Raw genomic sequence first — 15,799 nt, 5'->3', positions numbered from 1 at the left:
GTTGTTATTCATTTCACTATGATATGATATCGACTATGATAAATAAAATGAATCTTTTTTATAAGGAGTATAAGTGATTAGTTATGACCATTACACAACTTCAAGTTTTAATTAAAACGGTTGAATTAGGGAGTTTTACGAAGGCCGCCGGGGTGTTAAATATGACGCAACCAGCTGTTAGTCATGCGATTTCAAGTATTGAGTCAGAGTTAGGAGTTACTATACTTATACGTGATAAACGAAAAGGGTTAATCGTTACGGATGTTGGAAACAGAATTCTTGTACATATTAGAGAAATCTTGAATGGTGTTGAGAAGATTGAACAAGAAGTGGCGATGGAGAAAGGGCATGAAGTTGGAACGATTCGTATAGGAAGTTTTCCGAGTGCCTCGGCGTATTTCTTACCGAAAATGATTAATATCTTTCGTGAAAAGTATCCCAATTTACAATTAGTTCTTTGTGAGGGAGCGCTAAAAGAAGTTGAAGATTGGTTATTATCACGAGTTATCGATATTGGAATTGTCATTTTACCGAATAAAGATATGGAAATAGTCCCAGTAACGAAAGGGAAGATGGTTGTAGTTTTAAGGGACGATCATCCCCTTTGTAAGAAAAGTTCTATTACGATAAGTGATTTAGAGAACGAACCGATTATACTATTTAAAGGTGGATATGAACCACCGATTATTGATATGTTCAAACAAGCAAACGTGCCACTTCGAGTTGAATATGCGGTTTCGACTGTAACAACATCTTTAAATATGATTCAAGAAGGATTAGGAATTGCAATATTAGCTGAATTATCTTTAACGAATTTACCAAAGAACGTGCAAACGCGAGAATTGGAGCCGCAAGTGTGGAGAGAGATTGCTTTAGCTGTTCCTTCATTAAAGGAAGCTTCACTTGCTGTTCAGTTATTTATTGAAGAATTTCAAGAGTTATTTGCAGAATAAGATAAGGTGTCTCATATATTGTAATGAGGCACTTTTTTTATTTGCTTAAAAAAATCTATAAAAAGGATTGACTTATCTTTTTGTTGTAACTATAATGATTACATCGAGGTGGTGATAACGATGAAAATTAGTAGCCGCTTTTCTATAGCTGTTCACATTTTATCTATTTTGAAAAACAATCCATCTTCAGTTTGTACGTCGGACTATATGGCCGAAAGTGTAAATACAAATCCGGTAGTAATTCGCAAAATAATGTCTTACTTGAAACAAGCTGGATTTGTTTACGTAAATCGTGGACCAGGTGGTGCGGGATTATTAAAGGATTTACATGCAATCACATTGTTAGATGTATATCACGCAGTGAATGTAGTAGAAGAAGACAAACTATTTCATATGCACGAGCAACCAAATCCAGATTGTCCAATTGGAGCAAATATTCAAGCTGTGTTAGAAGTTATTTTAATTCAAGCACAATCCGCGATGGAAGAAGTTTTGAGAAATATTACGATGGGGCAGTTATTTGAATCTTTGCAAGAGAAAATGAATTCGTAAAATAATATCTATATTTTTTTGTTATTATTGTAACTATATTGATTACAACTATAAAGGTAAGGTGTAAAGATATGACTGTAAAAATGAAAGTATACTCAGACTTTATATGCCCGTTTTGCTTTTTAGCAAAAGGTCCATTAGATGAAGTAGCGAAAGAGAAAGATGTAGAAATTGAATGGATGCCATTTGAATTGCGTCCAAGTCCATATTCTAAAATAGATCCTTGGAATGAGCCAGATAAATTAGGTTCATGGGATGCTTTCATACTTCCTACTGCAAAGAAATTAGGAATTGAAATGCGATTACCACGTGTTTCACCGCATCCATATACACATTTAGCTTTCGAAGGATGTCAATTTGCGAAAGAACGTGGACTTGGAAATGAGTATCATCACCGTGTATTCACAGCATTTTTCCAAGAAGAACAAAACATTGAGGATATTGATGTTTTAACGAAATTAGCGGTAGAAGTAGGGCTTCCTGAAGCTGAATTTAAAGATGCTTTAGTAACTCGTAAATATAAAGAAAAACATCAAGAAGCAATTCAACATGCATATGATGAAGCGAATATTATGGCTGTCCCAACTGTAATGATTGGAGATGAAGTCATTCAAGGGCTTGCTAGTAAAGAAACGTTACAAAGAGTAATTGATAAAGAAATCGAGAAGGATAAAACAAATTCATTTGAAGGAATGCAATGTAATACGGATGGCTATTGCTAATTCGTTTGTCATGGAGGAATCAAATTAATTTGTTTAAATAAATTATAAAACATACATTTGGAGGAATTAAAATGTCAGCAACTACAACAAATTTAAAAGAAGCAATCGTCAACCGCCGTTCAATTCGTAAAGTAACAAAAAATGCTACAATTACAAAAGAAAGAATTGAAGAAGTTTTAAAAACAGCTTTACATGCACCAACTTCTTTCAATATGCAAAGTGGCCGTATGGTCGTATTAATGGATGGAGAGCATGAAAAGTTTTGGGATATCGTAAAAGAAACACTAAGAGCTCGCGTACCAGCAGAAAACTTTGAAGCAACTGTAGAAAGACTAAAAGGCTTCCATGCAGGTGTAGGAACAGTACTATTCTTTGAAGATCAAGCAACAGTAGAAAAAATGCAAGAAAATGCACCATTATATAAAGAGCAGTTCCCATTCTGGTCTCATCAAGGAAATGCAATGTTACAACATACGGTATGGATGCTATTATCTGCTGAAGGAATTGGAGCATCATTACAACATTACAATCCAATCGTAGATGCTGAAGTGAAAGAAACTTGGAACATTCCAGCAGAGTGGAGCTTAGTAGGACAAATGCCATTTGGTGAACCAAATGAACAGTCAGGAGAAAGAACATTCTTACCTACTGAAGATGTAGTGAAATTTTATTAAGAAATACAATATATAATGAGAAGGAAGCTGTGATTAGAAACAGCTTCCTTTTTTGTATTGGTGTTAATTTATGTGCATTTAGGGAAGAAATATAAGAAATAATCCAGTGAGAAGGGAAGTAGAAAAATGAATGATGATAAAAAATATACAGTGGTAGGTACTGATGTTGAGGAAGTAAAACGTTTAAATAAAAATTCGGGGTTAACCTATAACCAAGTGAAGGAATTGTTAGCGAAGCGAATGGAAAAAAAGCAATGATTTGATTGGAATAATTAATTGTATCATTTAGCATTTTGTCTAGAGAGAGTTAAGAAGATAACTCTCTTTTTTCAATATGAAAATTTACTAGTGAGCAACTTGTAGAGTGGAGGGAACAACATAAAAAAATGGGTAAAGGTAACGTTGTCTATCGCAGGAGGGATTGTCCTATTGGCATGTGCCGGAGGATATACGTATATAAAAATTATTTTCCAAAAGAAAAAAAGGATTCTTCCCAATTAGTAAGAAAGATTGTCTATAGAAGTTCATAAAATGTAATAGTATTACAACGGATAAGCATATTTTGTAATATATCCAATTCCATCCATTGAAGGGGGAGGTTAATTCTTAATGAATGAAGTGAAAAATTTCTTTCGAAGTAGAGGGTTTCAACGGTTTCTCGTTTTAATAATATTAGCACTTGTATTATATGGATTAAAAAGTATGATCAATTTAATCCTAATTACGTTTATACTGACATTTTTAATGGATCGGTTTCAACGCTTTATTTCAAAAAAATTGAAAGTGAATAGGAAGGTCGTTATTGCTTGTTTGTATATAATATTAGTGACCTTTATTGTCACAACATTGTATAAGTATTTACCGGTACTAACGATACAAATTTCACAATTAATTTATCAATTTAAATTGTTTTTTCAACATCCACCTGATAATGAGATGATTAGATACGTACTTTCAGCAATTAATGAAATGGAAGTATCAAAATATATTGAACAAGGTGTGGATGTCATTTATCAATCAATAGCAAACATAGGAAAGGTAAGTTTGCAAATATTATTGTCTCTTATTTTAAGCTTATTTTTCTTATTAGAAAAAGAGCGAATTATTTCATTCACGTCCAAATTTAAAGATAGTAAATTAAAGATTTTTTATGAGGAGATTGCATATTTCGGCGAAAGATTTGCAAGATCGTTTGGAAAGGTGATTGAAGCACAGTTTTTAATTGCGGTTGTAAATGGTGTTCTCACTGTAATCGCACTTGTCATTTTAGGATTTCCGCAGCTTCTTGTATTAGCTGTCATGGTTTTTCTACTCGGTTTGATTCCAGTTGCTGGTGTTATTATTTCCTTGTTTCCACTTTGTATAATTGCCTATAACGTCGGTGGGGTTATGTATGTTGTATACATACTAGTATTCATTACAGTAATCCATGCTCTTGAAAGTTATTTTTTAAATCCAAAATTTATGTCTGCAAAAACGAATTTGCCTGTTTTTTATACATTTATGATTCTTATCTTTTCAGAGCATTTCCTCGGAATATGGGGGCTTATTATCGGGATTCCAATCTTTATCTTTTTATTAGATATACTTGACGTAACTAATGATGAACCGATTAAAGATAATAAATGATAGAAAATGTAACCGATGTTTTCTCTTGGTGAAAACATCGGTTATTTTTTCTTTGGAAATAGTGTTTTTAAGAGTATTAAGGATGTTACAGCTAGTAAGGAGGGTTCCAATCGGCCAAGAATCATCCATGAAATCACTCCTTTCTGCCATGGAGAATAGTAACGTTTATATTGAGGGGAAATAAAAAGCAATCCAATATAAGTTGGATTGCTTTTTTTACTAAATATTTGATTAAAGTACAGGAGCCAGTGTTTCTTTTAATACTTGAACAGAATGATCGAATTTTAATTCTTCTTCTTCACTTAATTCAACTTCTAAAATTTCACGAACACCGCCGCGGTTTAAGACAGCAGGTACGCCGATATAAACGTCTTGTTGGCCGTATTGACCTTCAAGATATGCTGATACAGTTAATACGCTGTTTTCATTGTTCAAGATTGCTTTCGTAACACGCAGCAGTGACATACCAATGCCGTAGTATGTAGCACCTTTTCGTTCAATAATGTGGTAAGCTGCGTCACGAACGTTTATAAAGATTTCATCTAAATCTTTTTGGTTATATGTGTTGTCTTTTTCAAGAAGTGTTTCTAGTTTTTGAATACCAACTGATACGTGACTCCAAACTGGAAGTTCTGTATCACCGTGCTCTCCAATAATATAAGCGTGAATGTTATGAGGGCCAATATCGAAGTACTCACCTAACATATAGCGGAAACGAGCAGAATCAAGTGTTGTACCAGAACCGATTACTCGTTCTTTCGGTAAACCAGATTCTTTCCAAGTTACGTAAGTTAAAATATCTACAGGGTTAGTTGCGATTAAGAAGATGCCATCAAATCCGCTGTCCATAATGCTACGAACAATTTGTTTGAAGATTTTAGCGTTTTTCTCGACTAAATCTAAGCGTGTTTCACCTGGCTTTTGTGGTAATCCAGCTGTAATTACAACAAGATCTGCGTCTTTACAATCTTCATAACTACCTTTCCAAACTTTTGTTGGAGCTGGTGCGAAAGGTACGGCATGGCTTAAGTCCATTGCTTCTCCTTCTGCTTTTGCTTCATTTACATCAACTAAAACAAATTCTTCAGCGACAGCTTGGTTAATCATACAGTAAGCATAGCTACATCCTACTGCTCCTGTTCCTACTAATACAACACGGTTAATACCTTTTTTCATTTCAAAATTCCTCGCTATTTCGTTAATTTTATTATGTAAGATAATACGTCTTACTTCTATAGTTTCGTATCTATTTTATTACATTTTATAAAAGATATTCAAGTAATTGAAAATATATCCGTCCAATTACTTGACCGAAACATAGGAACCCTGCTAAACGAATATAATTCAGTAAAATCCTTCATAAAAGGGGAATTGGCATGGGGAATCCATTATCGATGGAAAAAATGCTTCAAATTATCCATGAGGGGCTTGCCAAAACAAATAACCCCAAAAGGATTACAATTGCTGGTGCGGGGATATCTGGATTAGTTGCAGCATCTTTATTAAAAGAAGCTGGGCACGAGGTAACGATTATAGAAGCAAATAACAGAATAGGCGGCAGGGTGTATACAATTCGTAAGCCATTTAGCACAGGATTATATTTTAACGCAGGCCCTATGCGTATTCCGGAGACTCATGATTTAACTTTAGCTTACATTCGTAAATTTAAACTAAAGTTAAATCTTTTTATTAATAAAACTTCTTCAGATATAATCTATACGAATAATATTAGAACGAGATTGAATGTGTTTGAAAATGATCCAAGTGTACTCGGATATCCAGTTTTAGAAACAGAAAGAGGGAAAACGGCAGAAGAATTAATATTAGAGGTATTAGAACCGATACTTAATTATATTAAGAAAGATCCTAATAAAAACTGGATTATTGTTGAAAAAAAGTATAAAACATATTCACTCGGTTCTTTTTTAACCGAGTATTATTCTGATGGAGCAATAGATATGATCGGTGTACTTCTTGATATGGAAGCATATATGGGAATGTCTTTAATTGAAGTATTACGGGAAATGATTTTTTTTACTTCAACGACAAAATATTACGAGATAACGGGCGGGATGGATGCATTACCAAATTCATTTTTACAACAGCTAAAGGATAATATTTTCATGTCATATAAAGTAGAAAAAATAATACAAGAAGATAATAAAGTGATGATGCAAGTAAACCGTGAAAAAACGTTAGAGCGATTTATAATAACGGGTGATATTGCCATTGTCACAATTCCATTTTCAGCTTTGCGCTTTGTAGAAGTCCAGCCGTATCATTTATTCTCTTATTTTAAAAGGCGGGCAATTCGTGAATTGAATTATATTGCAGCGACTAAAATTGCGATAGAGTTCAAAAGTAGATTTTGGGAAAGAGCGGGGCAGTGTGGTGGGAAATCAATTACAGATTTACCTATACGCTTTACATATTATCCGAGTTATGGCATTCATACACCAGGGGCAGCTATCGTTTTAGCAAGTTATACGTGGGCAGATGAGGCGTTAACATGGGATAGTCTCTCGAATAGAGAACGTATTCGTTATGCATTAAAAAATTTAGCGCAAATATATGGTAACGTGGTTTATAGTGAGTTTGTAACAGGTGCTTCTTTTAGTTGGAGTCAAAATCCGTATTCTTGCGGAGCATTTACAGCTTTTGAGCCAGGACAAGAGCTTGAACTGTTTCCATATATTACACCAACAGCTGGAAGAGTGCACTTTTCAGGAGAACATACGACGTTAACACATGGATGGATGCAAGGGGCAATCGAGTCCGGAATTAGAGTTGCTCATGAAGTGAATGAAAATGAAACGATAATCTAGCAGTTTTGTTTACAAATAGTTGTTCTTTTAATAAAATGATTAGTATAAATCGTAATAATTACGCTTTGAAGAAATTTGAAGTAGAGAAATGGATGGTCGGTCATATGAGTAAAGTAGAAATTCATATATTAGGTGGTTTTTTAGGTAGCGGGAAATCAACGTTGCTGCAAAATTTATTATTAGCAGAAAAGAAGAAAAATCGAAAAGTTGCTGTTTTAATGAATGAAATAGGTGAATACTCGGTAGATACAGATATTATTGGAAAAGAGAATGTGTTAAGAGAACTTCTAAAAGGATGTATTTGTTGTACGTTAAAAGAAGAGCTTGAAATACAATTACATTCTTTATATCAACAAGAAAGACCGGATGTAATTTATATAGAAACAACAGGTGTCGCACATCCAATTGAAGTGTTAGATGCATGTGTATCACCAATTCTAGCACCTTTCCTTGAAGTGAAATCTATAGTAGTCGTATTAGATGCAGTGAGATGGTTAAATCGAAGTGTATTAAGTGCAAATGTACAACAGCTATTACATGAGCAATTGAAATATGGAAGCCATATACTCATTAATAAATCAGATTTATTAACAGAGGAAGATAAGAACAAAGTATTTGAAGACGTAAAAGCAATCAATAATCATGCGAAATTGTATGAAACAAAGTATTGCAATATATCTTTGAATGATATAGAAGAAGCTGAATTTGGAAGTAATGAAGAGCATGAAACATTACATGTAAAACAGCATTTACATATACAAACGATGACATATCAATTTACGAAATCAATCGATCAAGATAAATTATATGAATGGCTTTCAAATTTACCTGATGGCATTTATCGTGTGAAAGGTTTCGTGAAATTCCATGGGGATAAGTACCCACACTTATTACAATATTCATTTGGGGTACCAACTTTATTAGAACAGGATTTCGGTTTCCCGACAAACTTGGTGATAATAGGGGAAGGGCTAGATAAGAAACAATTGGTTGAAGGGTTAGAAAAAGTAGAAAATAAATAAGTAGTTGATCTATCAATGTTTTTATGTAAGCTGCAAATAGTTGACTTAAGGAATTAAGTTAATTATTTGTAGCTTTTTTCGTGATGATTACTGTAATGAAACAGTAATTTCATTTGAACAACAGAATATATATTGATTGTATGTCCGTTTCCATTTAATAGGAAGGTGATCATAGATTTATGCCGAATGTAGAGGTTACTACAAGAGTTTTCCATTATCAATTTTAAAGTCATGATTACGGACAGGGGAATTTGGCGTGTTTGATTCTAACAGAAAGTAAAGTATGGGGAGGATCACAATGTCGATGAAAAAACGTAAATGGCTAAGAACGGTGGTTACTGGTTGTGTTTTAGGGTCGCTATTAGTAACAGCAGCTTGTTCAGGGAAGAAAACAAGTACAGAAGATGAAAAAACGATTAAGGTAGGGGTTCTTGCTTCATTAACAGGTCCGCTAGAATCGTATGGAAAACAAACGGTAAATGGATTTGAATTAGGGTTAGACTATGCAACTGGTGGAACAGGGAAAGTGGAAGGGAAGAAGATTAAGTTTGTCGTAGAAGATACGGAGACGAAAGCTGATGTAGCGGTTAAGAAGGCTACAAAATTATTAGAAGAAGAGAAAGTTGATTTTTTAGTCGGATCATCTAGTTCAAGTGATACATTAGCAGTTTTACCAATAGCTGAAGAGTATAAAAAGATTATGGTTGTAGAACCGGCAGTTGCGGATAGTATTACCGGGAAGAACTGGAATAAATATATTTTTAGAACAGGAAGAAGCTCTTCACAAGATGCGATTGCAGGGGCTGCCTCAATTGCTAAAAAAGATGTAAAGATTGCGACGTTTGCTCCAGATAATGCTTTCGGTCGTGAAGGAATTGCTGCATTTAAAGCTGGTGCGAAGAAATTAGGTGCGAATATTGTAAACGAGCAATATGCTGATACAAATTCAACTGACTTCACTGCAAATATTCAAAATATTATAAGCTCAAAACCAGATTATTTATTTATCGTTTGGGCAGGTGCGAATTCTCCATGGAAACAGTTGAAAGATATGAATGTGGAAGCACAAGGCATTAAAATTTCTACTGGTGCACCTGATATACCAGCATTAAAAACGATGGATGCGTTAGTAGGAATGCAAGGATTTTCTGTATATTATCACACACTTCCTAAAAATAAAGTGAATGATTGGTTAGTAGAAGAACATAAAAAACGTTTTAATGGTGCTGTTCCAGATTTATTTACAGCGGGAGGAATGTCAGCGGCAATTTCTATCGTCGAAGCTTTAAAGAAAACGAAGGGCGATACGGATGTAGATACACTTATTAAGAAAATGGAAGGAATGGAATTTGATACACCGAAAGGCAAGATGAAATTTAGAGAGAAAGATCATCAAGCATTACAAACTCTGTATTCTATAACGTTGAAAAAGCAAGAGGGTGTTGATTATCCTGTACCAGTGCTAGAGAGAGAATTAACGATGAAAGAAACAGAACCATCAGTTCAAAATAAATAAACTGAATTTTCAGTACTATTTGTATAAAGAGGGAATCCCCTCTTTATACTCATTTCTTTTAAAAGTTTAAACACAATCGCTTTTAAGGGAGGAATCTTGTGACACATTTGTTAGAGACGAAAAATCTTTGTGTATCTTTTGGTGAGCATCATGTTATTAAGGATGTTAATTTAACGGTACAAAAAGGAAAGCTCATTTCAATTATTGGGCCGAATGGTGCTGGAAAGACCACTTTATTCAATTTATTAAGTGGGCAAATTTCTCCGACGAAAGGTGAAGTTTATTTTAAAGGGCAAGATATTACAAAGCTATCAATTTCAGAACGAACGCGCTTAGGAATTGGTCGTTCTTTTCAACTGACGAATATTTTCCCGGAGCTAACAGTGCTTGAAAATGTGCGTTTAAGTGTTCAATCATTCGTTCAAGATTATTATAGTTTCTTTCCGAATTCAGCTAAGTTAAAGCAGCAAACTGGAGAGGCGAGACGTCTTTTAAAAACCGTACTACTTCACGAGAAAGGGGACGTATTGGCAAAAGATTTAGCTCATGGGGAAAAAAGAAAGTTAGAGCTTGCTATGTTGTTAGCATTAAAGACAGATGTATTACTACTTGATGAGCCGACGGCAGGTATTTCAGTTGAGGAAGTTCCGGCTATATTACAAGTAATCGAAAATATTAAAAAGAATCCAGAGAGCACAATTGTACTTATTGAACACAAAATGGATATGGTGTTAGGTTTATCAGATCATCTTATCGTTTTATTTCATGGTGAGTTATTGGCTGAAGGATTACCGGAAGAGATGATGAAAGATGAACGTGTACAAAGTGCTTATTTAGGGGGATTATACAGTGGCACTATTACAAGTGAATAATATTGAGACGTATTTAGATCAGTTTCATATTTTACAAGGAGTATCCCTCTCGGTTGAGAAAGGGACGATTACTGTATTGTTTGGAAGAAATGGAGCTGGAAAAACAACAACATTGCGCTCAGTTATGGGATTTCACCGGATAGCAAATGGAGAAGTTTATTATGATAGTACAAAAGTAAATGGACTATCTACACATTTAATTTCAAGAAAAGGTATAGGCTATGTGCCGGAAAATCAAGGGGTTTTTCATGATTTAACGGTAGAAGAGACATTCGTACTTGCTAAGGGGAAAAACGGGGAAGAAGCGGAAGAGAAGCTAGAATGGATGCTTGAACTTTTTCCAGACTTAAAGCAATTTTGGTATAAAAAAAGCGGACTTTTAAGCGGGGGACAAAAACAAATGCTGGCGATTTCAAGAGCATTTATCAATAGTGATGGACTATTGCTTATTGATGAGCCGAGTAAAGGGCTGTCTCCAATTATGATAGAAAAATTAATGGTAGCAATTTTGAAAATGAAGGAGAAAACGACTGTTTTACTTGTTGAACAAAATTTCATGATGGCTAGTCAAATCGGTGATTACTTCTACATTATGGATAATGGGCGCATTGTGCATAACGGTTTCATGGAGGAACTGCGAGAGGATAAGGAAACATGTCATAAATATTTAGGTATTTCTTAACATTGATACGGGGGGATAGAACGTGGATGTGCTAATTAACTTATTTGTAAACGGCGTTTCGACAGGGATGCTTATTTTTTTATTAGCGTCTGGTCTATCACTTATTTTCGGTTTAATGAGCGTACTGAATTTTGCACATGGCGGTTTATTTGCATGGGGAGCATTTACAGGCGTTTGGTTATTCAATATGACAGGGAGTTATTTATTAGCGCTAATTGGAGCAGTCGCTATGGGGATGTTTCTTGGTTTCATTTTAGAAAGATTTCTTATTAGGCCAGTGTATGGAAACCATGTTCGGCAGCTTCTCGTTACGCTCGGAGGAATGCTCGTTCTTAGCGAGTGCATCAAAATATTTTGGGGACCAAATCCCATTGGGGCAAAATTACCGTTATGGTTACAAGGAAGTTTTACATTTGGAGGCGTTATACTAATTAAATATCGCCTATTCGTCATTTTAGTTGGGATACTAATTTACATTGCTTTACTATTACTGCTGAAAAAAACAAAGATAGGACTAATGATTCGCGCGGGTGTAATGGATAAAGAGATGGTTCAGGCCCTTGGTATTAACGTAAAAGCGATATTCTCGTTTGTCTTTTTATTAGGAGCGGGGATGGCTGCGTTAGGTGGTTTCCTACTTGCACCATATTCAGGCGTTATTTTCGCTGAGATGGGCATGCAGTACGCAATTTTAGCCTTTATAGTAGTTATCATTGGAGGATTAGGTAGTGTACAAGGTTCGGCGATAGCTTCTTTAATCGTCGGTTTAGCCGGAGCTTTTACAGCGTATTTTATGCCAGATTTATCGCTTGCAATCAATATGTTAATGTTACTATTTTTCTTGATAGTGAAGCCAACGGGGCTCGTTGATGAAAAGGGGTGAAATGGTGAACAGCACATCGGATCGAATCAAAGTATACTTTGGATTATTTATGCTCATTTGTTTAAGTGTATTTCCGTTCGTAAATGAATCACGGAGCTTGTTAATTTTGTTCACTCAAATCTTCATCTTTGCTATTTTCGCAATGAGTTTTGATGTTCTGCTTGGATATACAGGTATTGTTTCATTTGGTCATTGCATGTTCTTTGGTATAGGAGCATATGGGGTAGCACTATTATTTGATCGGCAAGGAGTATCGATAACGAACTTTTTTATAGGAATAGCGGCCGCTGTAATTATTTCAGCTATTGTAAGCTATATAATCGGTTTGCTTTCGTTACGTTTGAAAAGTCATTTTTATGCAATGTTAACGCTCGCTATTTCCCAATTGTTTTTTGTACTTGCTGAAAAATGGCGTTCACTGACTCATGGAGGAGATGGATTTACATTTGGTGTACCAGATATATTCCGTGATCGTTTTACGTATTATTACGTAACACTTATATGTTTAATTGCTATTTTTATTTTGTTACGATTGTTCACAAAATCTTCTATTGGAAAAGTATTAAAGGCAATTTCACAAAATGAACAACGTGTTGAAGCACTTGGGTATAAAGTTCTTCATTATAAAATTATCGCGAGTGTAGTGGCAGGGATAGTAGCTGCGATTAGCGGAGGATTATTCGTTATCACATTGCGTTTTGTAAATACGACGGTATTTTCAATTGATATGACGCTAAATGCATTATTGATGACAATGATCGGAGGAGTTGGAACGTTAATCGGAGCCATTGCTGGAGCTGGGATTATTGAATCACTGAAATATTATTTATCAGAACTAGCGACTGAGTATCCGATTTTTGAACGATGGACGATTATTCTTGGCTTGTTGTATATTATCGTGCTTCTAGTTTTTCCGAAAGGATTAGTTGGAACGTTTAAGAAGTTGAAGAATTTAAAAAGAAGTAAGAAGGAGAAAAGCACCGGGGTGGAGCAGAACGTGTAAAGTCTAATGAAATGTATGGATAATGAGGCAAGTCTCCAAGATGAAAAGGGATGTCCTAGTAGTTGAACTTTTTAACTAGGTAACATCTCTTTTTATTTTGGTGAACTGTACGATAGTAAATGAGATTATATCGGCGATTTTTAAAATTTATCGACCACAACTTGAAATATATCAGCGATTCGACAAGGGATATCGATTTGCCGAAAAAATATAACAAGTATAACGGCCTTATTTGTTAAATAGTTCACCTGGAATCTCTTTTTCTAAGTCTTGAGTTGTAAAGAAGTTAATAGATAATTTTTCAATCGCCACATCTTCAATTGGTGCTAATTTATCATTTTTAATCGGTAAAAAAGCTATACCATTTCCTTCAGCAATAAATTCTTCAATAAGTGAATAAGAGTCTAACTGTTGAAGTTGACGCTGAGATAGATTGTTTTCTTTTAGAAATTGTATTGTCCGATTTCTAAAGGGGCACTTCGTATCGTTACTAACGAAAAATAGTTCCTTTGAATAGTCGACTTTACACTTTTCTTTTGCTTTTAATAAGCCAATAGAAATTGTTGTACTGAATACTTTGTTAAAGGTTGAATCTAGATTATCCTCATAAGTTATGACCATATCAACTTTTTGTAACAGTTTTTGGAGATGGCTACTACTTTCTATATATACTTGATAATTTCTGAAATTTTCTTTGATACGTACACTCAAATAACTAGCTAAAATAGATTGTGACGTCGCTATTCGGTAAGAAGTGTTCGTTTTAATTTCATTTTTAGCTTCCTCTAATAAATTCAATATTTTATTCGTATAATCTAACAAAATGTCACCTGAAGGTAGCAGTGAAACCCCCTTGTTATCTCTATGTAGTAAAGGTGTTTCTAATTCTTGTTCTAATTTTTTGATTCGCTCAGTTACATTTGGTTGCACATAACCTAACTCTTTAGCAGCTTTACTAATAGAGCCTTCATTAGCTACAGTTTTAAATATGATAAGATCATTTATTTCCATTCATTTCAACCCCTTATTTGGTATCATTATAAATGATACCAAGCATAATTTATACCTATTTTACACCGATCCAACATCGATTTATCATTATGTATATAATATCGAAAGTGAGTGATAAACATGATTGGGATGCAATATAAGGTCATTTTGCCAAAAGATTATGATATGGGGATAATTAGACAAAGGGTAAAAAATAATGGGTATAAAACAGACGATTTTCAAGACCTAAATTTTAAAGCATATTTAATTACTGAAGCAGGGGAAAATGAAAATTTATTTAATTGTTACGCTCCATTATATATATGGAATAACCATGAAGGGATGAATAGATTTATCTTTGATGGTTATTACGACAATATTTTAGACTCATTTGGATGGCAACAAATTAATATTGGTGTTCCTTTAGTTGTTAATCTAAGTGATGATTTTCAGAAGAGTAGATATGTTGTTGAATATGCAGGAAGTATCTCTCAAAGTAAATCATTGATTGGGACTCAATTTAATACTGTGCATCAAAATGTGCAAGATATAGAAAAGAATTTAGGGAATATATTAGTTTATAATCCAGATAAATGGGGATATAGTCAATTTAGTTTTTATGAAGAGAAGCCTGAAATTAATGCAATGAACGGTATTACAATTTATGAGATTTTACACATCTCACGATAAAATCTTATTGAATGCCAAAATAAGAAAAAGGAATGAGAATATATGCCTTTTGTGAACGTTTATTATCCTGAAAATATATTAAATAAAGAAGTGTTGAAAAAGATAAGTGAATGTATTCACCTTTCATTAATTGACTATTTTAATATCCCTGAAAATGATTATTTTCAAATGTTTTTACCTTATCAACCGAACCAATTCTTTTATAATCCATATTATTTGCTAGAACGAAAAGAAAAGAGAACAGAAAACATAATTCATGTTTCTATTACATGTGGACCGGGAAGAACGATAAAGCAGAAAAGGGAGTTGTACCAATCGATATCCTTTAAAATTTCTGAGTGTTCAAACATAAAGGGTGCTGATATTTTTATTACACTAAATGAGACAGCTGCTGAAAACTGGTCATTTGGTCAAGGAGTGGCACAACTGGTGAAAATGAAGGGGGAGTAAAATGATGAATGAACCAATTGAATTTTATATTCAACAGAAAATGAGAGAAATGGCGCCTACGTTTGTTCATTACAGTGAAGAGATATTGTTTGAAGAAGTGTGGCGGGATGCCACTTTAACATTAAGAGAAAGGAGTTTATGTACAGTGTCGGCACTAATTAGCCTTGGTAATACAGAACAATTACCATTTCATTTGCGGATAGCTAAACAACATGGGATTGCAGAAAATGAAATGATTGCGTTAATAACACATATGGCTTTTTACGTTGGTTGGCCAAAAGCTGTGGCAGCTTTAAATATAGCAATGAATGAAATTAAAAGTTAAAAATAATTATA

The 15,799-nt window shown here is 34.2% G+C and carries 18 protein-coding genes; 16 read left to right on the top strand and 2 right to left on the bottom strand.

Going from position 1 to position 15,799, the window contains the following annotated elements; genetic code table 11:
* Nucleotides 1-83 precede the first annotated feature (83 nt).
* The 6 genes from VK90_RS11270 (at nucleotide 84) to VK90_RS11245 (ending at nucleotide 4,530) form a co-directional block, all read left to right on the top strand.
* Entirely contained in the window at nucleotides 84-953 is an 870-nt protein-coding gene (locus tag VK90_RS11270) for a LysR family transcriptional regulator (RefSeq protein WP_002171420.1), read from the top strand.
* A gap of 120 nt (nucleotides 954-1,073) precedes the next feature.
* Nucleotides 1,074-1,505, top strand: coding sequence for an Rrf2 family transcriptional regulator (locus VK90_RS11265; protein WP_048372791.1), 432 nt, complete (start codon nucleotides 1,074-1,076; stop codon nucleotides 1,503-1,505).
* 71 nt (nucleotides 1,506-1,576) lie between these two features.
* Nucleotides 1,577-2,227 carry a DsbA family oxidoreductase gene (locus VK90_RS11260; RefSeq protein WP_025150030.1) on the top strand — a complete coding sequence of 217 codons (651 nt, stop codon included), beginning with the start codon at nucleotides 1,577-1,579 and terminating at the stop codon, nucleotides 2,225-2,227.
* Nucleotides 2,228-2,298: 71 nt separating this feature from the next.
* Nucleotides 2,299-2,901, top strand: coding sequence for a nitroreductase family protein (locus tag VK90_RS11255; RefSeq protein ID WP_048372790.1), 603 nt, complete (start codon nucleotides 2,299-2,301; stop codon nucleotides 2,899-2,901).
* A gap of 126 nt (nucleotides 2,902-3,027) precedes the next feature.
* The gene (locus tag VK90_RS31085) at nucleotides 3,028-3,159 is read left to right on the top strand and encodes a hypothetical protein (protein ID WP_048372788.1); all 132 of its coding nucleotides are present in this window, start codon (nucleotides 3,028-3,030) and stop codon (nucleotides 3,157-3,159) included.
* 351 nt (nucleotides 3,160-3,510) lie between these two features.
* Nucleotides 3,511-4,530: an AI-2E family transporter gene (locus VK90_RS11245; RefSeq protein ID WP_002171425.1), complete on the top strand. Its 1,020-nt coding sequence runs from the start codon at nucleotides 3,511-3,513 to the stop codon at nucleotides 4,528-4,530.
* 231 nt (nucleotides 4,531-4,761) lie between these two features.
* Here VK90_RS11245 and VK90_RS11240 read toward each other — a convergent pair whose 3' ends face one another.
* Nucleotides 4,762-5,706, bottom strand: coding sequence for an L-lactate dehydrogenase (locus tag VK90_RS11240; RefSeq protein ID WP_002171426.1), 945 nt, complete (start codon nucleotides 5,704-5,706; stop codon nucleotides 4,762-4,764).
* Between the two features lie 200 nt (nucleotides 5,707-5,906).
* Between VK90_RS11240 and VK90_RS11235 the strand changes: the two genes are divergently transcribed.
* From VK90_RS11235 to VK90_RS11205, 7 genes are all read left to right on the top strand, one after another.
* Nucleotides 5,907-7,355, top strand: coding sequence for a flavin monoamine oxidase family protein (locus VK90_RS11235; RefSeq protein ID WP_048372786.1), 1,449 nt, complete (start codon nucleotides 5,907-5,909; stop codon nucleotides 7,353-7,355).
* Between the two features lie 104 nt (nucleotides 7,356-7,459).
* Nucleotides 7,460-8,377, top strand: a complete 918-nt coding sequence (locus tag VK90_RS11230) for a CobW family GTP-binding protein (RefSeq protein WP_033719345.1) — start codon at nucleotides 7,460-7,462, stop codon at nucleotides 8,375-8,377.
* A gap of 298 nt (nucleotides 8,378-8,675) precedes the next feature.
* The gene (locus VK90_RS11225; protein WP_048372785.1) at nucleotides 8,676-9,893 is read left to right on the top strand and encodes a substrate-binding domain-containing protein; all 1,218 of its coding nucleotides are present in this window, start codon (nucleotides 8,676-8,678) and stop codon (nucleotides 9,891-9,893) included.
* A gap of 98 nt (nucleotides 9,894-9,991) precedes the next feature.
* The gene (locus VK90_RS11220; protein WP_048372784.1) at nucleotides 9,992-10,765 is read left to right on the top strand and encodes an ABC transporter ATP-binding protein; all 774 of its coding nucleotides are present in this window, start codon (nucleotides 9,992-9,994) and stop codon (nucleotides 10,763-10,765) included.
* Nucleotides 10,743-11,447 carry a branched-chain amino acid ABC transporter ATP-binding protein gene (locus VK90_RS11215; protein WP_025150018.1) on the top strand — a complete coding sequence of 235 codons (705 nt, stop codon included), beginning with the start codon at nucleotides 10,743-10,745 and terminating at the stop codon, nucleotides 11,445-11,447. Before VK90_RS11220 ends, VK90_RS11215 begins: the two co-directional genes overlap by 23 nt.
* Nucleotides 11,448-11,469: 22 nt before the next feature.
* Nucleotides 11,470-12,330, top strand: a complete 861-nt coding sequence (locus tag VK90_RS11210; RefSeq protein WP_048372783.1) for a branched-chain amino acid ABC transporter permease — start codon at nucleotides 11,470-11,472, stop codon at nucleotides 12,328-12,330.
* Between the two features lie 49 nt (nucleotides 12,331-12,379).
* Nucleotides 12,380-13,333: a branched-chain amino acid ABC transporter permease gene (locus VK90_RS11205; RefSeq protein WP_048372874.1), complete on the top strand. Its 954-nt coding sequence runs from the start codon at nucleotides 12,380-12,382 to the stop codon at nucleotides 13,331-13,333.
* Nucleotides 13,334-13,561: 228 nt separating this feature from the next.
* Here VK90_RS11205 and VK90_RS11200 read toward each other — a convergent pair whose 3' ends face one another.
* Entirely contained in the window at nucleotides 13,562-14,344 is a 783-nt protein-coding gene (locus tag VK90_RS11200; RefSeq protein WP_025150015.1) for a LysR family transcriptional regulator, read from the bottom strand.
* A gap of 120 nt (nucleotides 14,345-14,464) precedes the next feature.
* On the opposite strand from VK90_RS11200, the gene VK90_RS11195 reads away from it, so the two are divergent.
* The 3 genes from VK90_RS11195 to VK90_RS11185 are packed head-to-tail and all read left to right on the top strand — an operon-like array spanning nucleotide 14,465 to nucleotide 15,788.
* The gene (locus VK90_RS11195; RefSeq protein ID WP_048372782.1) at nucleotides 14,465-15,013 is read left to right on the top strand and encodes a DUF4865 family protein; all 549 of its coding nucleotides are present in this window, start codon (nucleotides 14,465-14,467) and stop codon (nucleotides 15,011-15,013) included.
* 42 nt (nucleotides 15,014-15,055) lie between these two features.
* Nucleotides 15,056-15,463 carry a tautomerase family protein gene (locus tag VK90_RS11190; RefSeq protein WP_048372781.1) on the top strand — a complete coding sequence of 136 codons (408 nt, stop codon included), beginning with the start codon at nucleotides 15,056-15,058 and terminating at the stop codon, nucleotides 15,461-15,463.
* 1 nt (nucleotide 15,464) lies between these two features.
* Nucleotides 15,465-15,788, top strand: a complete 324-nt coding sequence (locus VK90_RS11185; protein ID WP_048372780.1) for a carboxymuconolactone decarboxylase family protein — start codon at nucleotides 15,465-15,467, stop codon at nucleotides 15,786-15,788.
* Nucleotides 15,789-15,799: the final 11 nt, after the last annotated feature.

The sequence above is a fragment of the Bacillus sp. LK2 genome (assembly GCF_001043575.1).
In the GTDB taxonomy this organism is placed as follows: domain Bacteria; phylum Bacillota; class Bacilli; order Bacillales; family Bacillaceae_G; genus Bacillus_A; species Bacillus_A paramycoides.
Note: the sequence above shows the minus strand (reverse complement) of the source record. Positions and strands in the feature narration are given on the sequence as shown.